Here is a 20404-nt window from a genome sequence, read left to right as displayed (position 1 = left end):
TATGAGGGGCAATTCCGCTTACATCTTAGCCACTTAAATCACGTAGGCACAAAAAAGGTGAGCCAACGCTCACCTTTTTTATTTTATGCTTAAAAGCTAACCACACTAAAGCGTGTAATTACTCGTCTAGGAAGCTACGCAGAGTTTCTGAGCGGCTTGGGTGACGAAGTTTACGCAGTGCTTTTGCTTCGATCTGACGGATACGTTCACGAGTTACGTCGAACTGCTTACCAACCTCTTCAAGAGTATGGTCAGTGTTCATGTCGATACCGAAACGCATACGCAGTACTTTCGCTTCACGAGGCGTTAGGCCGGCAAGAACGTCTTTAGTTGCGCCGCGTAGGCTTGTTGCCGTTGCAGAGTCTAAAGGCAGTTCTAGCGTTGTATCCTCGATGAAATCACCCAGATGCGAATCTTCGTCGTCACCGATTGGTGTCTCCATTGAGATAGGCTCTTTAGCGATTTTCAGTACTTTACGGATCTTGTCTTCAGGCATTTGCATGCGCTCAGCCAACTCTTCCGGAAGCGGTTCACGACCCATCTCTTGTAGCATTTGACGAGAGATACGGTTTAGTTTGTTGATCGTTTCGATCATGTGAACCGGAATACGGATAGTACGAGCTTGGTCGGCAATCGAACGAGTGATTGCTTGACGGATCCACCACGTAGCATAAGTAGAGAACTTGTAACCACGACGGTATTCAAACTTATCTACCGCTTTCATCAGACCGATGTTACCTTCTTGGATTAGATCCAGGAATTGTAGACCACGGTTTGTGTACTTCTTAGCAATCGAGATTACTAGACGTAAGTTCGCTTCAACCATCTCTTTCTTCGCACGACGAGCTTTCGCTTCACCGATAGACATACGACGGCTGATATCTTTGATGCTTTGAACAGTAAGAGACGTTTCACGTTCGATGATATCCAGCTTTTGGATAGAGCGACGGATGTCGTGTTCGTTACGTTTGATCTTTTCTGCGTATGGCTTGTCTGAAGCAAGAACTTCGTCCAACCATGCTTCGCTAGATTCATTGCCAGTAAATAGAGCAATGAAAGATTTCTTCGGCATTTTGCCGTACTCAACCGTTTGACGCATGATTAGGCGTTCTTGAGTACGTACGCGATCCATCGAAGTACGCAGTTCGTTTACTAGGTAATCAAACTGTTTTGGCGTCAGACGGAATTCTTTGAATACGTCTTGCATCATTGTTGTTGCAAGCGTTGCTTTCGGGCTTTCGTGGCCGTATTCATTGATTGCTAGTTGACGGTTTTGGTAGCTAGTGCGAAGCGCTGTGAATTTCTCAAGAGCAAGCTCAGGATCAATACCTGTATCTTCCTCTTCTTCTTCCTCGTCGTCTTCTGCTTCTTCTTTGTCTTCGTCTTCTAGATCAGTTTTAGCGAGCTCTGAACCGATGTGAGTCGCCGTTGGCGCAGCTGTACCATCGTCGTCTGGGTCAACAAAGCCATTGATTAGATCTGTTAAGCGAATCTCTTCAGCGAGTACGCGGTCAAATTGTTCCAAGATGTATGGAATCGTGCCTGGGTACTCAGCAACAGATAATTGAACGGTATTGATACCATCTTCAATACGCTTCGCAATGTCGATTTCGCCTTCACGAGTCAGTAGTTCAACTGTACCCATTTCACGCATGTACATACGAACTGGGTCAGTTGTACGGCCAATCTCGCTTTCTACGCTTGAAAGCGCAGCAGCAGCAGCTTCAGCTGCATCTTCATCTATATTGGCATCGTCATCATTAAGAGCTAGATCATCAGCGTCAGGTGCAGTTTCTACTACCTTGATACCCATGTCATTGATCATTTGAATGATGTCTTCTACCTGTTCAGAATCCACGATTTCTGCAGGTAGGTGGTCGTTTACTTCGGCGTAGGTCAGATAGCCTTGTTCCTTGCCTTTAATAACAAGTAATTTTAGCTGTGACTGCGGATTTTGATCCATAGATGATATCCAACTTCAGGTCTGGTGAAGGACGTTGCATTCTCAAATGCAAACCAATTATGTTAACAAATTTATTAAATGCTGACTAATCAAACAGGGTTACGCTTTTAGATCTAGCATTAAAGCTAGTAGCTCCCTTTTTTCTTCGGCTGATAAACCGACACTTCTTGCTTTGGCCTGCAGGTTTTCAATTTGTTTTTCAACGCACTGGGCAAGGATATTGTCCAATGAGTCTAAAAATATGTCTTCTTGATTGTCTTCGTCGAGGGGGATTTCCCAGCTCGCGAGACGAGACAGAAGTGCCTCATGTTTGTTGTCTCGCCAATGTTCTAATAATTGGCCTGTGCTGATATGGGGGTTCACTCGGCAGATATCAAGTACTTCGACGAATAAACTTAGTCCAGGCAGCTGTAAGCCTTTGACACTTGATAAATCCGGTACCATATCAGCATAGCTCGGATTTTGGATAAGCAAAGCGATAACTTCACGCATTGGAGTGCGCTTGAGCTCTTTATGCGGTTGAGGTGTCGGGTTCTTTGTGTGAACGCGAGCACGCCTCAATTGGTTATCAAATCCAGTTCGCTCATCGAGCAATTTTTCGAGCAGTTCTTGGAAGTAACTGTCAGGAATTTTACTAATCAAGGCGCTCGCGTGTGCACGCAGTGCCGATTTTCCTTCTGTTGTTCCTAAATTCAGCTTGTGTATTTCTATCAGGTTATCGAACAAATAGGTCGAAAGCGGCGTCGCATTGTGGACGAGCTGTTCGAAAGCAGCCTGACCGTGTTCTCTAATATAGCTGTCTGGGTCTTCACCGTCTGGCAAGAACAGAAACTTGAGTGTGTTACCTGTTTTTAGGTATTCAAGCGCATTTTCTAGTGCGCGCCACGCGGCCTCTTTACCTGCTCTATCACCATCGTAACAACAAACCACAGTATTGGTCTGGCGGAACAACATTTGAACGTGATCACCGGTTGTTGAGGTGCCCAGTGATGCCACTGAGTAATCGACACCGTATTGCGCTAGTGCGACAACATCCATATAACCTTCAACCACAAGTACTTGAGGCGGTTCACGGTATGCTTGCAACACTTCATAAAGGCCGTAAAGCTCTTTACCTTTATGGAAGATCGGCGTTTCTGGCGAGTTTAGATACTTTGGTGTGCCGTCTTCTAAAACACGACCACCAAACCCGATCACTCGTCCTCGACGGTCACGAATCGGGAACATCACGCGTCCACGGAATCGATCGTATCGGTTGCCTTTATCGTTTTCTATCAACATGCCGCCAGTAACGAGCATGTCTTGGGCTTCTTTTTGTTGGCCAAAGTTCTTACGAACCAAGTCCCATTCATCAGCGACGTAGCCAATGCCAAACTTCTGTACGATTTCACCAGAAAGACCGCGATTTTTTAGGTAATCAATCGCAGGTTTGTTCGCTGAGATTTTCAGCTGAGAGCGGTAAAAATTACTGATGCCGCCCATCAAATCGTAGAGGTTACGTTTTTGTTCGCTGTTGGCTCTTGGCGCCGTGGATATTTCACCGCTGCGCTGTTCTCTAGGAACATCAAGTCCTAAAAATGAGGCCAGCTCTTCAATCGCTTCAACAAAATCGAGACGTTCGAACTCCATAATGAAGTCGATAGCATTGCCGTGTACGCCACAACCAAAGCAGTGATAAAACTGTTTTTCTTGGCTTACGCTGAAAGAAGGGGTCTTTTCGTTGTGAAATGGGCAACAAGCACCATAGTTTTTGCCTTTTTTCTTAAGTTTCACGCGTGCGTCCACAATATCGACAATGTCGAGACGCGCTAGGAGATCATCGATGAAACTACGCGGGATGTGTCCTGCCATAAAACCTTAGAAAAATGCACTAACTGAGAGTGTGGATAATAATAGTTTGAATAGGTTACAGATACAAACAAGCCGTGCGTTCCGAAGGATTGCACGGCTTGTTGCAATTTGATTTGGGATTAAGCGAGTTTAGAACGAACTAAACCACTAACTTTACCCATATCTGCACGCCCTTGAATTTGTGGTTTCAAGATAGCCATTACTTTACCCATGTCTTGCATGCCCGCAGGTTGAGCTTCTGCAATTGCGCTATCAAGTAGTGCAATAACTTCTTCTTCAGTTAGCGGTTGAGGCATAAAGCCTTCAAGTACCGTAATTTCTGCTTTTTCCACGTCAGCAAGATCTTGACGATTTGCCGATTCATATTGAGCAACAGAATCGCGACGTTGCTTAACCATTTTAACTAATATAGCAATAATGTCGTCGTCGTTCAGAGTGATCCGTTCGTCAACTTCACGTTGCTTAATTGCTGAAAGAGCTAAGCGGATAGTGCCAAGGCGCGGTTTGTCCTTGGCTTTCATCGCTAATTTTTGCTCTTCTTTGAGTTGTTCAATAAGAGCCATAACTCAGTCCTTATGGATTAAGTTATTAGTACAGACGAACGCGACGTGCGTTTTCGCGAGCTAGCTTTTTAGCGTGACGCTTTTGAGCTGCTGCTTTAGCGCGTTTGCGAACTGTAGTTGGCTTTTCGTAATGCTCACGACGACGCACTTCAGAAAGGATACCTGCTTTTTCACAAGAGCGCTTGAAACGACGTAGTGCAACGTCGAACGGTTCGTTTTCACGTACTTTAACTATTGGCATATGCCTTTCACCTCAGGGGTTATTCATTATCGCTGGTTACTCAGTACCAAATCAGAGAAGTTACCCATCGAGCTAACTCTCTATTCGCGTTTGGCCATTAACCAGCTTGATCAAAAATGGTGCGGAATTTTAATCCGATCACAGTGGCTTTGTAAAGCACTTTGTCGATTATAGTCTGTACAATATTTGTTTGAAGAGCTTAGGCAGGGTAATATTGCGCTAATTTCCCATTTTAGACGAAAGCGTGCCGAGAAAATTATGCGCATTATTGGTATTGAAACCTCTTGTGATGAAACAGGAATCGCAATTTATGATGATGAGCAAGGGCTGCTTTCTCATCAGTTATACAGCCAAGTAAAACTGCACGCCGATTACGGTGGTGTGGTACCTGAGCTAGCGTCGCGTGACCACGTAAAAAAAACTATTCCACTGATTAAAGCGGCATTGGCAGAAGCGAACCTAACGTCGAAAGACATTGATGGCGTGGCTTACACGGCTGGCCCTGGTTTAGTTGGTGCATTGCTTGTGGGTGCAACGATTGGTCGCAGTATTGCTTATGCGTGGGGCGTGCCTGCTGTGCCAGTGCACCATATGGAAGGTCACCTTCTTGCGCCAATGCTAGAAGACAATCCTCCACCATTCCCATTTGTTGCTCTGCTGGTTTCTGGCGGTCATACCATGATGGTCGAAGTAAAAGGCATTGGTGAATATCGAATCCTTGGTGAATCGATTGATGATGCGGCGGGTGAAGCATTTGATAAAACCGCGAAGCTGATGGGCTTAGATTACCCGGGTGGCCCGCTGTTATCTCGACTCGCAGAAAAAGGGACTCCGGGGCGTTTTAAGTTCCCACGTCCAATGACCGATCGCCCAGGGCTAGATATGAGCTTTTCTGGTTTGAAAACGTTCGCGGCAAATACCATTCGCGCTAATGACAATGATGACCAAACTCGTGCTGATATTGCTTACGCGTTCCAAGAAGCTGTTTGTGCGACTTTGGTAATCAAGTGTAAGCGTGCCTTGGTGGAGACGGGCATGAAACGTATCGTGATTGCTGGCGGTGTTAGTGCCAACAAACAGCTACGTATTGAGCTTGAAGCGCTGGCGAAGAAAATCGGTGGTGAGGTTTACTACCCACGAACTGAATTCTGTACTGATAACGGTGCGATGATTGCTTACGCGGGTATGCAACGCCTTAAAAATGGTGAAACGGCTGATTTGTCTGTTCATGCCACACCGCGTTGGCCTATTGACCAGCTAGAGCCCATTGCGTAATTGACTGTAGTGTTTCGATAAACGGTCGCCTTGTGCGGCCGTTTTTATATCCTAGCTTACCGACTATGTGTCGATAAATAATTGCTAATAGAGATTAGGGAAGAAAATGAACAAGTTTACAGTAGACAACCAGTCGATGGCGTACCTAGATGAAGGTCAAGGCCCTGTTGTTGTGTTAGGTCACAGCTACCTTTGGGATAGTGCAATGTGGAAACCGCAGATCGATGCATTAAAAACTCAGTATCGCTGTATTGTTCCAGAGCTTTGGTCTCATGGTGAATCACAAGCCGCGCCGAGCTCGATGCGTAACTTAAAAGATTACGCTCAGCACGTTTTGGCTTTGCTTGATCATTTAGATATCGAAGAATTCTCCGTAGTAGGTTTATCGGTTGGCGGCATGTGGGGAACAGAGTTGGCGGAGTTAGCTCCTGCACGAATCAAGTCTCTGGTACTTATGGATACCTTTGTTGGTTTAGAGCCAGAAGTTGCTCATGCTAAATACTTCAGCATGTTAGACACCATTACTCAAACCAAAATGGTACCTCAGCCGATTGTAGAAGCGGTTGTTCCACTGTTCTTCGCTAATGACGCTCAAACTAACTCACCAGCTTTAGTGGAAGGTTTTACTCAGCAGCTATCATCACTTGAGGGTGAGAAAGCAGAAGAAGTCGCACGAATTGGTCGAATGGTGTTTGGGCGTCGCGATATGATTGAAGCGGTAGAGAACTTTGCACTGCCTGTTTTGATTGCCGTTGGACAAGAAGATAAGCCACGTCCGGCACTAGAGTCATACCTAATGCACGATTGCATTACGGGCAGTGAGTTAGTGGTGATTCCTGGTGCTGGTCATATTAGCTCGCTAGAGCAGCCAGAGTTTGTGAACACAATGCTGAAGACATTTTTAGATAAACATCTGCTGTAAGCTCTTAAAGACTGAATAGTATTGATCGACTGAGACTTGTGTCGGTTTAAATTTATCCCAGTTTAAAAATGGTTCGGCTTAGACACGACAGTTTAAGCCGATTTTTTTTGTCCGAGTTTTGGTTCGCTGCCATCGAGTAGGCGGCGAATATTCTGGTGGTGACGTAGCACAATCAAACAACACAGCATGGCTACTGGCAATGTGTATTGAGGTTTGACTAACCAAGCGTAGAAAGGTGCGAGCAACACAGTAACCAGTGCCGCTAGAGAAGAATAACGAAACAAAAATGCCACAACCAACCAAGTCGCCATGATCATGCCCGTTAGATCGAATCCAATTGGGGCGATGGCTCCGAGTGCCGTTGCGACGCCTTTACCACCTTTAAAGTGGAAGAATATTGGGTACATATGACCAAGGCATGCAGCAATCGCCACGACGCCTAAAATGATCGAGTCGATGTTGAGGTAGTAGCCAAGCCAGACTGGAATGGTGCCTTTAAGCATGTCACAAAGTAGCACGGCTGCAGCGGCGCCTTTGCCGCCCATACGCAGTACATTGGTGGCCCCTGGATTGTTGGAGCCTACCGTTCTTGGATCAGGAAGTCTTAAGACTCGGCATATCAAGACCGCACTCGAAATTGAACCTAGCAAATAGGCTGCAATGATCATGATAAGTGCCAAAGGGGTCATGTTTTTCCTTAAACGGTTATAAGTCTAACGATGGGAAAATAATGCTCAATCCAAGAGTAATTGATATCATATCTGGAATTACACGAATAATACGTTTTTTTCCCCCATATGGGTATCCGACCTCTAAAAGGACAAGTCATGGCACTGGATAAAGTTTTCATTGAACAGCTAGAAGTAATTACAACGATCGGTGTTTACGATTGGGAACAAGAGATTAAACAAAAACTTGTGCTTGATATTGAAATGGCTCATGACAACCGCCCTGCAGGTAAGAGTGATGATGTTGTCGATGCTTTGGATTACTCGACAGTCAGCACTGCCGTACTTGACCACATTGCGAATGGCCGATTCCTATTGGTTGAGCGTGTGGCAGAAGAAGTCGCTGAACTAATCATGACTCAGTTCTCAGTGCCTTGGATTAAAATCCGTTTAGCGAAGCCTGGCGCAGTGCCACAAGCAAAAGCCGTCGGTGTGATCATCGAACGAGGTCAAGCATGACAATAGCCTATGTTGGTGTTGGCACGAACATAGACCGCGACAAGCATGCAAGGGTGGCATGGACAGAGCTTCAATCGTTAGGGACTAACCTTAAATGCTCTAAGATCTATCATTGTGAGCCTGTAGGGTTTGAAAGCCATTCGTTTTATAACTTTGTGATAGAGCTCGACACATCACTCTCATTGACTGAATTTTCACAGCAACTTCGTAAAATTGAGTTTAAATGGGGTCGCTCTCAAGATGCTCATAAACTTCAAGATCGAAAGCTCGATCTTGATATTGTGCTGTTTGGAGACGTGGTTTCTGAAAGCGAACCAGAATTACCACGCAGTGATATCTATAAATATCCTTTTGTCACACAACCACTTTATGATCTCTGTCCTACGAGAGTAATCCCGCAAGATGGAAGAACCGTCAGTGAAATATGGCAGAAGATGCAGCAATTAGATTCGCTCTCTGTCGTAGATATAACACTATAATTTTTAAGGTAAGTAATGAGTTATTTTGAAGCGTTTATGTTGGCGTTGGTGCAAGGCTTTACTGAGTTTTTACCTATTTCCAGTTCTGCACACTTAATCCTTCCTTCGGCTGTTTTAGGTTGGGAAGATCAAGGCTTGGCTTTTGATGTTGCGGTCCACGTTGGTACTTTGGCCGCAGTAGTTATCTATTTCCGCAAAGAAGTGGTCTCTCTGTTGAGCGCATTCTTTGGTTCCGTGTTTAAAGGCGATCGCAGTAAAGAAGCGAAGCTCGCGTGGATGATCATTCTCGCGACGATTCCCGCGTGTATCTTTGGTTTGTTGATGAAAGATATTGTTGAGCTTTATTTGCGCAGTGCGTGGGTGATTGCGACGACAACTATTATTTTTGGTTTATTGCTATGGTGGGTGGATAAGAACTCAAGCCTGCGTGATGACGAATACCAAGCGGGTTGGAAAAAGGCACTGTTTATTGGTCTTGCTCAAGCAATGGCGATTATTCCAGGTACGTCTCGTTCTGGCGCGACGATTACTGCAGCGCTTTACCTTGGTTTCACACGTGAAGCTGCGGCTCGATTCTCTTTCTTGATGTCTATCCCTATCATCACTCTGGCGGGTGGATATTTAGGCCTGAAGTTAGTGACCAGTGGTGACCCTATTCATGTTGGCACCTTACTAACGGGTATCGTGGTGTCTTTCATTAGTGCTTATATCTGTATTCACTTCTTCTTGAAGCTTATTTCACGTATGGGTATGACACCGTTCGTTATCTACCGCCTGATTCTAGGTTTTGGTCTATTTGCTTTCTTGATGATGCAGTAGCACTCGACTTACGTAGACAAATGTTTCGTCTTACAGGTTGAAACGAAACATTTGTCTAGTTGCGGGTTTTTTAATGCGTGGTAATCAGCATTGTGAAGATTAACTATTAGAGAGTTCTGATAACGCGCTCTCAATCGCGGCAGCTCTGCGCTTCTCTTGTTCTTCTCGAATATCTTTGCCTTGAAAACCATCGGCAATAATTGCTTTAACTTCGACTTGAAGCGCTGCTTGGTAAGCCACTTCAAAACGCGCTTTCTGAGGGTAAGGCTGATCTTCTAATCCTTTTCGGCCAGCGTGATCGGCTTGGCAGCAAAGCAGTATGTCGTTGAGCCTGTCTGGTTTACGCCAAACATCAAATTTGTTCAGAACCTTGAGAAAGGTGGTTGGCTTGAGCTCGCCTGCGCGGTGGATATTAGAATGTTGCTCGCAAACTAACAGTGCCAAGTCTCTAAACTCATTCGGTACTCGTACTCTTTCACAAAGCTTCTTAATGATCTTCAAGCCAGTATGACAATGCATTTTGTGGCTTGGCCACTCGCTTTCTGGTGTGACGCCTTTGCCTAAATCATGTACTTGAGCGGCAAAACGCACGGGTAACGATGAGCTTAATCGCGCAGCTTGCTGAGCAACCATCAGAGTGTGAATGCCCGTGTCGATTTCAGGGTGCCACTTTTCAGGTTGAGGCACACCAAACAGAGCGTCAATTTCAGGCAATACAACAGCCAATGCACCACACTCTTTCAGTATCGAAAGGAACACTTCAGGATGCGGAGTGCTAAGGGATTTATGCCACTCTTGCCAAACTCGTTCGGCAGTGAGATGTGCCAGTTCACCGGATTGAACTATCTCACTCATCATCACCATGGTTTCTGGTGCAACCTTGAAGTTAAGGTGGTGAAGCTTCGCAGCAAAGCGAGCCACACGCAGCACACGCAGAGGATCTTCAACAAAAGCATCCGAGACGTGTCTTAGAACACGATCAGAGAGATCTTTCCGGCCATGGTAAGGATCGTAAAGCTGGCCTTTATCGTCTTGAGCAATGGCGTTGATGGTCAAATCTCGACGCATGAGATCTTCTTCCAAACTCACATCTGGTGCAAAGTAACATTCGAAACCTGTGTAACCCGAACCGGACTTTCTTTCGGTGCGAGCCAGTGCGTGCTCTTCTTTCGTCTTTGGATGTAAGAATACGGGGAAGTCTTTGCCCACAGCAGTAAAGCCAAGGTTTTCCATCTCTTGAGGAGTACTCCCTACCACGACCCAATCTCTATCATAGCTATCAATGTTGAGCAGCTTATCGCGCACCGCTCCACCGACTAGGTAGCGTTGTAGCCCATTGTCTTTTGGTAGGCTATCGTATATTTGCAACTTATCACCTCGAAATGTTTTATCACTGCTGGACTTTACTGCAAGCAATGGTACTTTCCATTAATCGTAATTATAGGGCAGCACATGTATAAGGAATATTTTGGCTTCGTTGAGATGCCATTTTCGATTGTACCAAATTCTCGCTACTTGTTTTTAAGTCAGCGCCATCAAGAAGCGATGCAGAACCTACAAGCCGGTTTAGGCGAAGGTGGGGGCTTTGCGATGCTTACTGGTGAGGTCGGTACAGGAAAAACAACGGTCGCCAAAGCGATGTTGTCATCACTCGATAATCAGACTCAAGCTGGCCTTATACTTAACCCTACGTTTTCCAATACGGATTTACTGGAAGCTATCTGTGATGAGTTTGAGGTCGAGTACCCTGAACAAGCATCGTTGAAACAGCTGAGTCAGGCCATTCATTACTTCCTGCTCGATAGTCATGCTGAAGGCATTCAAACCTTATTGGTGATCGATGAAGCCCAACATCTTGCAGCTGATGTGCTGGAGCAGTTACGCCTTCTGACCAACTTAGAAACCGACAGTCGCAAGCTGTTAAAAGTACTGTTGGTCGGCCAACCGGAATTACAACAGCACTTACAAACCACTCAATTACGTCAACTAGCTCAGCGCATTACAGGTCGCTATCACTTACTGCCTCTTAATACTGAAGAAACTGGCAAGTACATCGCGTTTCGTTTGGAAACGGCGGGTGGCGAGCAGATGCTGTTTTCGAATCGTTCAATCAAGCTAATCGCCCAATATACTCATGGTATTCCAAGGCTCATTAACTTAGTGTGTGATAAAGCCCTGCAATTGGCTTTTCATGATGGTGAGCCATTACCGAACAATGAAACGGTTAACCGAGCGTGTCAGCAAGTTATGTCGTTTCAGGCCGATGTGTATCATGTCGAAAAGCCTCGATCTTCTCACGTAGTCCCCAAGTTATTCCAATACGCTGGGATTGCTACATTAAGTGTCGGCCTCGCAATGGCGACCTTTAATTTTGCTCCAAGCTATATCAATGCATGGCAGTCGGCTGAGACTTCAAGTGAAATGAAAACAGAAGTGTCTGCACAGACTCAGCGCTCTTTGGTGGCGAATGAACCTCAGTTGGTTGCTGAGCCAAAACCTTCCAAGTTTGCTTTGCCACAAGATATTCAACAACACTTGATGAAGGGAACCAATCGTTCTCTCGCTATCAAAGATTTGTATACGCTCTGGGGGTATCAGTCTTCACTGCGTGATGGCTTGTGCTTAAGTGAGCCGCAAAGTGTCTTTGTGTGCGAGCAACAACAGTCAAATTTGGATACATTGTTAGAGCTTGGCGTACCCGTGGTCCTTAATCTGGCTATCGATCAAGAGCCAGTGTTTGCTGTGCTTTATGGTGCGTCTGAGGAGTCTGTCGAGCTCCTCGTTAACGAAAAACTCTTGGTGATGCCTAAGCGTACCTTAAAGAAAATCTGGCAAGGTGATTATGTCGCGATTTGGAAACAGCCACTCAGAGAGACGCTCAAAGAGGGTTACCAAGGCGAGGCGATTGCACTACTTGATCTGCTATTGTCTGAAGTATTGGGTGAAGACGTATCGGGCAGTGATGTATTTGACTATGAGTTAAAAATGAAAATTGAAGCGTTTCAAATGTGGCAAGGGATGTCTGTCGATGGCATTGCAGGAAAACGCACGCTGGCAAGACTACAAAGATTGGCTCAACTCGACTCGCCTAAGTTGATGTCACTTGATGGAGGCGCAAGTTAATGTCACGCATTATGCATGAGCTTAATCAGTCGTCTGCTAAGCTGCCGCCTCTTAACCAAGCGTCTCTTAAACAATCATCTTTTAATAGCCCCAGCTTCAAAGGCTACCAAAACCATCATGTGCCAAGTTCTGTTAAAGGGATTAGCAATAAACGAGGCTCATCGTTAGCCATGGGGCTACTGCTTATCTTGGTGCCTTCTTTGTTGGTGGGTGGTGTTCTGGCTTATCAATCGTATAACCAACAACAAAACTCGGCTAGCCAAGCTGCCTATGTCGCTCTGCCTGAATCAAAACCTCAATCAGACCTTGAGCCTCAAATCGCTGATGCTGATATAGCCAATGTGGAGGCTGTGTCAATGGATGCAGAAGGTGAAGTATTATTTGCCGTTCGCCCAGCGCCGGCAAGCCAACCTTTGAAAGCACTGCCACGCCAAGAGGTGTATGCGCAGATTGGCTCTGAAAGTACGAATGTCGCTGGTGGAGCTATTGTGCCTGTGGCTAGTTCAGAGAGTAGTGTGCGAACATCAGAAGAGTCAGAGTTATCACTAGCTCAGCAAGAGGTTCAGCCAGGTGTAAGCAATGAGAATACGGCTCTGCAATCGGACAGTGATTTACTGCAAGGGCTAGACCTCAGTGAGTTACCCCCCGATTTGGCCTTAAAGCTTGAATCAATGATGGGTGAGCAACAAAGCGCACCTGAGCCAATGGACTCGCGTCCAGCAGGACAGGTAGGGTCTCAGGTCATAGAGTTAGAGTCTCACAGCAATAGTTTATCTGGGGTATTACCTAAGTTAGACCTGCAAACTCACATGTACTCGAGCAGCGAAACTAAGCGCTGGGTCAAAGTGAATGGTCAAGAAGTGGCGCAAGGGGATTGGATTGGAAGAGACATCCAGTTACTCGAAATTAAGCCGCAATCAGTGATTATCGAGTTCAATCAACAGAAAATAGAAATCCCCGCTCTGTACGAGTGGAAAGGCTAAAAGCTAGATAGTCCCAAAGACTTAGAGAACAGACAAATAAAAAGGAGCACCGAGGTGCTCCTTTTTGATATTCGATACTGAATTTACTCTGTTTAGCGCAAGATAAGCCAAACAGGTAAAGTGATCAGCTTACGACCAGCCGTTTGGTGACTTTCTGCGACGAGGTATAATGTGTGGCAGGACAAGGCCAAGAAGTAGACCAATACCAGCAACACCACCACCGTACATGAAGTACTTCAGTAGTAGATCATCTTTTTGTGTGTCTAGCTTAGCGCGTAGCTCACGGTTCTCTGTTTGAGAGCTCGTTAGCTGTTGGCTAATCTCGCTGTAGTTTTGCTCAAGTTCAGCAATTTGCTTGTTACGAGAGTCTAGAGAGCTCGCTAGGCCAGCTTTTTCGCTGTCAGCACTTTGACGAGCATTCGCTAGCTTGCCTTTAACTTCAGTTAGCTCTTTCTCTAGCTTAGGCATACGCAGAGCCATGCTTTCTTGAGTGCTTACAAACTTACTTTCAACCCAACCTTTACGGCCGCGGTTGTCTTGAACCTGGGTGTAACCCGTGCTCTTGTTAGTTTGCAGGTAAGTAATCTTTTCACCAGCATCAACACTACCGATGATACGGAATGTGTTGTTTGGGCCAGAATGCATATAAGTAAATAGTTTGTCAGCAATATAACGGTCTTGTGCAAAGGCAGCTGGAGCCGCAAGCATTGCGAGCAAAACTAAGCTAATCAGTTTTTTCACAGTAAATCCCTTAACGATTCAAATTGGGTAGGCGTATGAGTCAGCCTCAATGAGCAAATAATATTTAGTTTCTTTATGCGGTGCAACAAAGAAGGGAGGCAAAGCCTCCCTTTCTGTGCGTTTGAGTCAATAATGACATGGTATTTACATATCGTTACCGAAGCTCACCGTTTTCTGACGCTAATATTTACTAACGTCAAGGCTATTACATTGTAAACATAGCCTGAATTGCGTAGAAGAACACAACTGCAAGTAGTGCACCAGCAGGTAGCGTTACAATCCAAGAAGCAACGATGTTACGCACAACGCCTAGGTTCAGCGCTGCGATACCACGAGCAAAGCCTACACCCAATACCGCACCAACCAATGTTTGTGTGGTTGAGATTGGAAGACCAGTACCAGAAGCAAGAACAACAGTACACGCAGTTGCAAGCTGAGCTGCGAAACCACGGCTAGGTGTTAGTTCTGTAATACCAGTACCCACGGTTGCCATTACTTTATGACCCATGGTAGCAAGACCAACAACAATACCAATACCACCTAGTGGAAGAATCCACCATGCGATAGTGCTCTTACCTGAGATTTCACCCATGTGCTCAACCGTTGAAACAACAGCAGACAGTGGACCAATCGCGTTAGCTACGTCGTTTGAACCGTGTGCGAATGCCATTGCACAAGCTGTGATAACCATAAGTACGCTGAAGATACCTTCAACGCCAGCAAAGCCATGGTCTTCTTCACGGTTAGCAAATTTCTTTTGAATGTATAAGTAACCGCCAATCATGACTAGAGCAGAAACACCAGCTGCCCATAACCATGCTTCAGTGCCGCTTAGGTGAAGACCAACGTGCTTAAGACCTTTCTTGATCGTTACAAGTGCAATGACCATTGTCGTAATGAACATGTACACAGGCACAAAACGCTTAGCGTTAAACAGCGGATTTTCTGTATCGAATATCAGTCGTTGGGCACTTACAAAAATGAGATAGGCGAAGATGCCGGAAATCAACGGTGTGACAATCCAACTACCCACAATACCTTGAACGCTGTTCCAGTCTACGGCTTCTGTACCTACAGACACACAAGCAAAACCGATGATTGCACCGATGATTGAGTGAGTCGTTGATACTGGCCAGCCCATGTATGATGCTAGAAGCAACCATGTACCAGCAGCTAGTAGTGCAGACATCATGCCGTACACAAGTACGTCAGGTTGATGAGCGAATAGAGACGTTTCGATAACACCTTTACGGATCGTGTCTGTTACTTCGCCGCCCGCAAGATAAGCACCTGCGAATTCAAAGATCATTGCGATAATGATCGCTTGTTTAACGGTTAAAGCTTTAGAGCCTACTGAAGTGCCCATTGCATTCGCAACGTCATTTGCACCAATACCAATAGCCATCAAGAAACCGAAAGCTGCTGCAACAATAATCAGGACAGTGCCGTAGTTAGCAAGGATATCCATCGTAATACCTAGTTGTTTGATAACAAGCGGAACAAATTTAGACGCAAAAAACCGCTCAGCGAGAGAAATACTCAGCGCATAAGTGGTTTGGTTAAAAAGTGCTCTTCGTTATATGGTTAACGTATGATTTAAGATCGAGAAAGCATTACTTCAAGACGAGCGCCAACACGCTGTGCTTGATCTGCAATACCACCAACCCATTCAAGAATCTTGTACAAGAACATGATGTCAACTGGATTCAGATCTTTCTCTATCGCCATAAGTTGTTGGCGTAGTTCGATCTGCATCGCGTCCGTGTCATCTTCAATTACATCTAATTGATGAATCATTTCAGCAACGAGTGTTACTTCACGGCCTTTAAAGCCCGTTTCAAGCAATTCGTCTAATTCATTGATTACGTTTTGTGCTTGGTTCGCTGCATCTAGACAACGTTTAACGTAAGCGATGAAGTTCTGTTGCATTGGAGCTGGAATGACAAGTTGACGACCATATACACGGCCAGCAATGTCTTTCGCTAGGTTTGCTAGTTTGTCTTGTTGAGTTAAAAGCTCCAACATATCGGTGCGATCAACTGGCATAAACAAACCACGAGGAAGTTTAAGGCGAATTTCACGTTTTAGTACGTCAGCTTCTTTCTCAAGGTGAGAAATCTGAGCTCGAATTTCTGATGCTTTCTCCCAGTCACCTTTTGAAGAAACTTCAAAGAAATTAACTAGGTGAGAACAACATTCGTTCACGCATACTACGTGACGCTGCAAAGGTTTAATTGGGGACTTTGCAAATAACCCCATAATTGTATTTACTGGCATGGTCATCCAACCTAATAAATAATAACCTTAAAACAACATACACCATATTCATGGTGAAATGTTAAGCGATGGCTACAAAGTCGCGCATGTTAACCTAATCAATGTCTCATTAAAACTGTTTTAGATCATCATAAGGGCGATATTTCTGACTTGCTGAGTTTTCAAATTGGCAATATCCTGTCCCTATCTTCACAGAAAGGTATAACTATGGAAACCGAGATAGAACTGAAGTTTTTTGTTTCTCCTGATTTTTCAGAGACTTTACGCAATAAAATTGCTGAAACTAAAGTACTTCAGCACAGTTGTCGCGAGCTAGGTAACATCTACTTTGACACCCCTGACAACTGGCTACGTAAGCACGATATTGGCTTGCGTATTCGACGTTTTGATGACGTATTTGTACAAACAGTAAAGACCGCTGGTCGTGTGGTTGCTGGTCTGCATCAAAGGCCTGAATACAATGCAGAACACGACAGCAACGAACCTAAGCTAGCCCTGCATCCAGAGGATATCTGGCCAGCGGGGAAAGACATCGAAACGTTGCAAGCTGAGCTGACTCCTCTGTTCTCTACCAATTTCACTCGTGAGCAGTGGTTGATTGGTATGCCAGATGGCAGCCAGGTTGAGGTTGCGTTCGACCAAGGCTTTGTTGAGTCCGGCGATCTGCAAGAACCGATTTGCGAAGTCGAATTGGAACTTAAATCGGGTCAAACGGATGCTCTATTTACATTGTCTCGTCAATTCTGCGAACAAGGTGGCATGCGTTTAGGGAATCTCAGCAAAGCCGCTAAGGGTTACCGTCTTGCTCAAGGTTATCAAGGAGATGAAGTCACTCCTTTGACCTTAGTTGATACTGATAAAAGTGATACTGTTGAATCGTGTTTCATTCAATCTTTAGAGCATGCTCTCGCTCATTGGCACTCTCACGAGCAGATTTTTACTGAGCGTCAATCGATTGAAGCGTTACATGAGATAAGCCATTCGCTAAGTTTTATTCGTCAAACCTTCACTATCTATGGTGACATTGTTCCAAGACGCGCGAGTGCTATTTTACGCCAAGAACTTAAGTGGCTTGAGCAAGAACTTGATTGGCTAAAAAGTTATGACCACTTCGAAGATTTGCTCGAAGATAAAGGCCACGTGCTGCGTAAGCTAGATGCACGTAAGTTCTTGGTCGCTGAGCTTAAAGAGATGCAAGAGCAACTGCCAGATCGTGAAGAGCTGCTGACCTTATTGAGTTCTGCTCGATACACTGGGTTATTATTAGATCTTAGCCGTTGGATCTTGTCTCGTGGCTGGCAACCTTTCTTAGATGAAAAAGCACGTGAGCAAATGGCTCGTGGTATCGAATGGTTTTCCGTGCAGCAACTCGATCGCACATGGGCCGATTTGATGGAAGCTTTCCCGCCAGAGCGAGTGATGACCAGCCAAGCGTATATTGATCAGCAATACCGTTTGATGCGTAATCTGTATTCTGGCGTTGGTTTCGCGAGTTTGTATGATGACGATGAACGAAACAGCTTCCGCTTGCCATGGGCCGATATGGTGCAAGGTATTGATGACTTGCTGGCACTTAAAACGTTAGAGCCTTTGACTGAGAAGTTGGAAGGCGATGAGAAGGTTCAGCTAGAGCGTTGGTTGGCTCGTCAAGAAGTGTCTATTCTGCATGCGATGGAACAGACGCGCCAAATCAGTGTTGAGGTTGAGCCATACTGGCAAGACTAAACTCAATACCGGCATCAGTATAAGTATGAATTTGAAAATAGGGCTTCGGCCCTATTTTTTTGTTTGTTGCTCGAGCTTTTCTAGTCGCTCTAGTATTTTCTGTTGTTGCTCTATGATCTTTTCAAGATGCTTCTCTTTGTTTTCTGCTCGTTGATTCTCATGGTGAGTTGGGGAGGTGATCAGAGAAGTAATCAAGCCTGAAATCATACCGAAAACACCCACACCACAAATGATCACCAGAGAGGCGACTAATTTCCCTGAGTTCGTCACGGGGTAATGATCGCCGTACCCTACGGTACTGATGGTAACGAAAGCCCACCACAAAGCATCTTGGCCAGTGGTAATGTTGGCATTGGGATCTTTGTGTTCTAACAGAAGTATTGTTCCAGCTCCTATGGTTAGGAGAATAACCAACAGCAGAATAATCGAGGCGAGCGTGGTTTCTTTGCGATTACGAAACAGCTCTCTGAAAACACGTTTACCCGAGCGGAGCACAAGAATGACACGCAGGATCTGAAAAATACGAGCGAAACGAAGTGGTTCGATCATTGGGATGCTTGCTAAGAAATCGATCCAGTGTACTTTTAGATATTCTTTCTTATTTTGTGATCTCAATAGATCAATCGTGAGCTGAAAAAGAAAAACACTACAGATTATAAAATCGAGGCCGATAAGAACTTGTTTTGATTCTTTATCAATCGGAACGAACAATAAGCCTGAGATCACAAATAACGCTAAGAAAGAGAGAATCAGTGACAATAAGCTCATCGGCTTGGTGGCGTCTTTGGTATTATTCAACATTCATACGAGGCTCAAAATAAATCGCGAACTTTGACTGACATAGCCACCTCGCGGATATAGAAGCCATCAATATATAAGAATTAATGGAGAACTGACAATGACTAAACTGTCATTCAAGCCGTGGGAAAGGATAATCTCTGACGTTCGTCTCGTTCCAAAAATGGTCATGCTGATGATATTCAGCACTATCTTGATCATTTCGAAGCAGTTATGGGACGCAAGTACGTTTTACGATTCATTGCTTGCTGTAACCAATAATGCGCAAGTTGCGCAGCAGCATTATGAGACTTACCTAGTTCAAGTGGCTTGGCAAACAGCCTTGATGATCATTGTGTTTGTGGTTCTTCTATTAGCGGCGGCGCGCGTTATGCTTCGCCAAACTCAGTACCTTAATGACGCCATTAAAACCATGGCCGATAAGAATCTATCTGTGCCGATTGAAATGGACTGTAAAGATGAATACGGCGATGTGGCACGCGAACTTGAAAAAACTCGCGTCCAACTGAACGACATGATCAAAACTCAAGTGGCTTCTTCAGACGAGTTATTTGCTCTGACAGAAGTGATGACCATTAGCATGTCAGAGACCAAAGATTCTGCTCAAGAAGAGTTCAACGAGATCGATCAGCTAGCGACAGCTATGAGCGAAATGACTTCGACCGTACAAACTGTCGCTGAGCATGCACAAAGTGCGTCTTCATTGACTGAACAGGCATCAGGCCAAGCATTGACCGGTCAGAAGTTCGTTCAAGGCTCAGTTTCTAAGATGAGTGAGCTATCTTCAGATATCGCAGCATCTGCAGCAGCGGTAAACCAAGTAGAAGAACGCGTTGATTCGATTGGCAGCGTTGTGGGCACTATCCAAGGCATTTCAGAGCAAACTAACCTACTGGCACTGAACGCAGCGATTGAAGCCGCGCGTGCAGGTGAAGCGGGACGTGGTTTTGCGGTTGTTGCCGATGAGGTTCGTAACCTTGCGCAGCGCACTCAGCAAGCGACGGTAGAGATTCAAGACATGATCAGCCACCTACAAAGCAGCGCTAACTCTGCGGTAGAGCTGATGGAGAAAAGTGTTGTTGAAGCGGCAGAAGGTGTTGATCTGGTGACTAACGCGGGAAGTGAGCTTGATGGCATCGTAAGTCAAGTCAATCAAATCAATGATATGAACTTCCAAATCGCGACCGCAGCAGGTCAACAGAGCAGTGTTGCTGAAGAGATGAGTGTCAACCTAACGAATGTTCGTGAGCTTGTCGAAGCTTCTGTAGTGGTCGTTGGTGAACTGTTAGAGACTTCTCAGCTCATGGAAACCAACGCGCAAGAACTGGACGGTAAGATTAAACAATTTAAGGTTTAATCATGGGGTCTTGGTCTTTACTCTTCAGAAGTACTTCTAGTATTCGATAGCTAGGAAAGGCCCGATTCGATAAGTTAACCGATAAAACGCCCACATTGCT

Annotated in this window: 19 protein-coding genes; 9 read left to right on the top strand and 10 right to left on the bottom strand. The window is 45.2% G+C overall.

What is annotated here, in order from left to right; all coding sequences use genetic code 11:
- Positions 1–118: 118 nt before the first annotated feature.
- From rpoD to rpsU, 4 genes are all read right to left on the bottom strand, one after another.
- Positions 119–1963: an RNA polymerase sigma factor RpoD gene (gene rpoD, locus AACR09_RS22625; protein WP_009847799.1), complete on the bottom strand. Its 1845-nt coding sequence runs from the start codon at positions 1961–1963 to the stop codon at positions 119–121.
- Between the two features lie 99 nt (positions 1964–2062).
- A complete protein-coding gene (dnaG, locus tag AACR09_RS22620; protein WP_193835733.1) occupies positions 2063–3814 on the bottom strand; it encodes a DNA primase in 1752 nt (583 codons plus the stop codon).
- A gap of 119 nt (positions 3815–3933) precedes the next feature.
- Positions 3934–4377: a GatB/YqeY domain-containing protein gene (locus tag AACR09_RS22615; RefSeq protein ID WP_009847797.1), complete on the bottom strand. Its 444-nt coding sequence runs from the start codon at positions 4375–4377 to the stop codon at positions 3934–3936.
- 25 nt (positions 4378–4402) lie between these two features.
- Entirely contained in the window at positions 4403–4618 is a 216-nt protein-coding gene (gene rpsU / locus AACR09_RS22610; protein WP_004396009.1) for a 30S ribosomal protein S21, read from the bottom strand.
- A 258-nt stretch (positions 4619–4876) separates the two neighbouring features.
- Here rpsU and tsaD point away from each other — a divergent pair, with 258 nt between their 5' ends.
- Both tsaD and AACR09_RS22600 read left to right on the top strand, forming a co-directional pair.
- Positions 4877–5893, top strand: coding sequence for a tRNA (adenosine(37)-N6)-threonylcarbamoyltransferase complex transferase subunit TsaD (gene tsaD / locus AACR09_RS22605; protein ID WP_004735972.1), 1017 nt, complete (start codon positions 4877–4879; stop codon positions 5891–5893).
- A gap of 106 nt (positions 5894–5999) precedes the next feature.
- Complete coding sequence (locus AACR09_RS22600; protein WP_017096014.1) at positions 6000–6815, top strand: alpha/beta fold hydrolase; 816 nt, start codon at positions 6000–6002, stop codon at positions 6813–6815.
- A 92-nt stretch (positions 6816–6907) separates the two neighbouring features.
- Here AACR09_RS22600 and plsY read toward each other — a convergent pair whose 3' ends face one another.
- Entirely contained in the window at positions 6908–7504 is a 597-nt protein-coding gene (gene plsY, locus AACR09_RS22595; protein ID WP_193835732.1) for a glycerol-3-phosphate 1-O-acyltransferase PlsY, read from the bottom strand.
- 138 nt (positions 7505–7642) lie between these two features.
- On the opposite strand from plsY, the gene folB reads away from it, so the two are divergent.
- From folB to AACR09_RS22580, 3 genes are read left to right on the top strand one after another with little or no spacing between them, the layout of a single operon-like run.
- Positions 7643–8002 (top strand): dihydroneopterin aldolase, encoded by a 360-nt coding sequence (gene folB, locus AACR09_RS22590; RefSeq protein ID WP_004735969.1) that lies wholly within the window; start codon positions 7643–7645, stop codon positions 8000–8002.
- Entirely contained in the window at positions 7999–8481 is a 483-nt protein-coding gene (folK, locus tag AACR09_RS22585; protein WP_102495657.1) for a 2-amino-4-hydroxy-6-hydroxymethyldihydropteridine diphosphokinase, read from the top strand. Before folB ends, folK begins: the two co-directional genes overlap by 4 nt.
- A 15-nt stretch (positions 8482–8496) precedes the next feature.
- Entirely contained in the window at positions 8497–9300 is an 804-nt protein-coding gene (locus AACR09_RS22580) for an undecaprenyl-diphosphate phosphatase (RefSeq protein WP_004735967.1), read from the top strand.
- Positions 9301–9399: 99 nt separating this feature from the next.
- Here AACR09_RS22580 and AACR09_RS22575 read toward each other — a convergent pair whose 3' ends face one another.
- The gene (locus tag AACR09_RS22575; RefSeq protein WP_193835731.1) at positions 9400–10716 is read right to left on the bottom strand and encodes a multifunctional CCA addition/repair protein; all 1317 of its coding nucleotides are present in this window, start codon (positions 10714–10716) and stop codon (positions 9400–9402) included.
- 36 nt (positions 10717–10752) lie between these two features.
- On the opposite strand from AACR09_RS22575, the gene AACR09_RS22570 reads away from it, so the two are divergent.
- Entirely contained in the window at positions 10753–12423 is a 1671-nt protein-coding gene (locus AACR09_RS22570) for an ExeA family protein (RefSeq protein ID WP_193835730.1), read from the top strand.
- Positions 12423–13406 carry a general secretion pathway protein GspB gene (locus tag AACR09_RS22565; protein ID WP_193835729.1) on the top strand — a complete coding sequence of 328 codons (984 nt, stop codon included), beginning with the start codon at positions 12423–12425 and terminating at the stop codon, positions 13404–13406. Before AACR09_RS22570 ends, AACR09_RS22565 begins: the two co-directional genes overlap by 1 nt.
- 129 nt (positions 13407–13535) lie before the next feature.
- Here the strand turns inward: AACR09_RS22565 and AACR09_RS22560 are convergent, their stop codons facing one another.
- The 3 genes from AACR09_RS22560 to AACR09_RS22550 form a co-directional block, all read right to left on the bottom strand.
- Positions 13536–14147, bottom strand: coding sequence for a TIGR04211 family SH3 domain-containing protein (locus AACR09_RS22560; RefSeq protein ID WP_102462715.1), 612 nt, complete (start codon positions 14145–14147; stop codon positions 13536–13538).
- A gap of 205 nt (positions 14148–14352) precedes the next feature.
- Positions 14353–15615: an inorganic phosphate transporter gene (locus AACR09_RS22555; protein ID WP_017084749.1), complete on the bottom strand. Its 1263-nt coding sequence runs from the start codon at positions 15613–15615 to the stop codon at positions 14353–14355.
- A gap of 128 nt (positions 15616–15743) precedes the next feature.
- Positions 15744–16424, bottom strand: coding sequence for a TIGR00153 family protein (locus AACR09_RS22550; protein WP_029223333.1), 681 nt, complete (start codon positions 16422–16424; stop codon positions 15744–15746).
- 207 nt (positions 16425–16631) lie between these two features.
- Here AACR09_RS22550 and AACR09_RS22545 point away from each other — a divergent pair, with 207 nt between their 5' ends.
- Entirely contained in the window at positions 16632–18149 is a 1518-nt protein-coding gene (locus AACR09_RS22545; protein ID WP_193835728.1) for a CYTH and CHAD domain-containing protein, read from the top strand.
- A gap of 51 nt (positions 18150–18200) precedes the next feature.
- On the opposite strand, the gene AACR09_RS22540 is transcribed toward AACR09_RS22545, so the two are convergent.
- Positions 18201–18950, bottom strand: a complete 750-nt coding sequence (locus AACR09_RS22540) for a potassium channel family protein (RefSeq protein WP_004735958.1) — start codon at positions 18948–18950, stop codon at positions 18201–18203.
- Between the two features lie 97 nt (positions 18951–19047).
- Here AACR09_RS22540 and AACR09_RS22535 point away from each other — a divergent pair, with 97 nt between their 5' ends.
- Positions 19048–20304, top strand: coding sequence for a methyl-accepting chemotaxis protein (locus AACR09_RS22535; protein ID WP_017084751.1), 1257 nt, complete (start codon positions 19048–19050; stop codon positions 20302–20304).
- Positions 20305–20404 lie beyond the last annotated feature (100 nt).

Source organism: Vibrio sp. OPT20, assembly GCF_963889365.1.
GTDB classification, from domain to species: domain Bacteria; phylum Pseudomonadota; class Gammaproteobacteria; order Enterobacterales; family Vibrionaceae; genus Vibrio; species Vibrio splendidus.
This window is presented reverse-complemented; position numbering and strand designations above follow the sequence as displayed.

What these genes read in the sequence shown, in the direction of transcription:
- AACR09_RS22555 (WP_017084749.1), bottom strand. Translation starts at nt 15,615, where the DNA reads ATGGATATCCTTGCTAACTACGGCACTGTCCTGATTATTGTTGCAGCA.
- AACR09_RS22550 (WP_029223333.1), bottom strand. Translation starts at nt 16,424, where the DNA reads ATGCCAGTAAATACAATTATGGGGTTATTTGCAAAGTCCCCAATTAAA.
- AACR09_RS22600 (WP_017096014.1), top strand. Translation starts at nt 6,000, where the DNA reads ATGAACAAGTTTACAGTAGACAACCAGTCGATGGCGTACCTAGATGAA.
- AACR09_RS22565 (WP_193835729.1), top strand. Translation starts at nt 12,423, where the DNA reads ATGTCACGCATTATGCATGAGCTTAATCAGTCGTCTGCTAAGCTGCCG.
- tsaD (WP_004735972.1), top strand. Translation starts at nt 4,877, where the DNA reads ATGCGCATTATTGGTATTGAAACCTCTTGTGATGAAACAGGAATCGCA.
- AACR09_RS22615 (WP_009847797.1), bottom strand. Translation starts at nt 4,377, where the DNA reads ATGGCTCTTATTGAACAACTCAAAGAAGAGCAAAAATTAGCGATGAAA.
- plsY (WP_193835732.1), bottom strand. Translation starts at nt 7,504, where the DNA reads ATGACCCCTTTGGCACTTATCATGATCATTGCAGCCTATTTGCTAGGT.
- AACR09_RS22570 (WP_193835730.1), top strand. Translation starts at nt 10,753, where the DNA reads ATGTATAAGGAATATTTTGGCTTCGTTGAGATGCCATTTTCGATTGTA.
- folB (WP_004735969.1), top strand. Translation starts at nt 7,643, where the DNA reads ATGGCACTGGATAAAGTTTTCATTGAACAGCTAGAAGTAATTACAACG.
- rpoD (WP_009847799.1), bottom strand. Translation starts at nt 1,963, where the DNA reads ATGGATCAAAATCCGCAGTCACAGCTAAAATTACTTGTTATTAAAGGC.
- AACR09_RS22545 (WP_193835728.1), top strand. Translation starts at nt 16,632, where the DNA reads ATGGAAACCGAGATAGAACTGAAGTTTTTTGTTTCTCCTGATTTTTCA.
- folK (WP_102495657.1), top strand. Translation starts at nt 7,999, where the DNA reads ATGACAATAGCCTATGTTGGTGTTGGCACGAACATAGACCGCGACAAG.
- rpsU (WP_004396009.1), bottom strand. Translation starts at nt 4,618, where the DNA reads ATGCCAATAGTTAAAGTACGTGAAAACGAACCGTTCGACGTTGCACTA.
- AACR09_RS22535 (WP_017084751.1), top strand. Translation starts at nt 19,048, where the DNA reads ATGACTAAACTGTCATTCAAGCCGTGGGAAAGGATAATCTCTGACGTT.
- AACR09_RS22580 (WP_004735967.1), top strand. Translation starts at nt 8,497, where the DNA reads ATGAGTTATTTTGAAGCGTTTATGTTGGCGTTGGTGCAAGGCTTTACT.
- AACR09_RS22540 (WP_004735958.1), bottom strand. Translation starts at nt 18,950, where the DNA reads ATGTTGAATAATACCAAAGACGCCACCAAGCCGATGAGCTTATTGTCA.
- dnaG (WP_193835733.1), bottom strand. Translation starts at nt 3,814, where the DNA reads ATGGCAGGACACATCCCGCGTAGTTTCATCGATGATCTCCTAGCGCGT.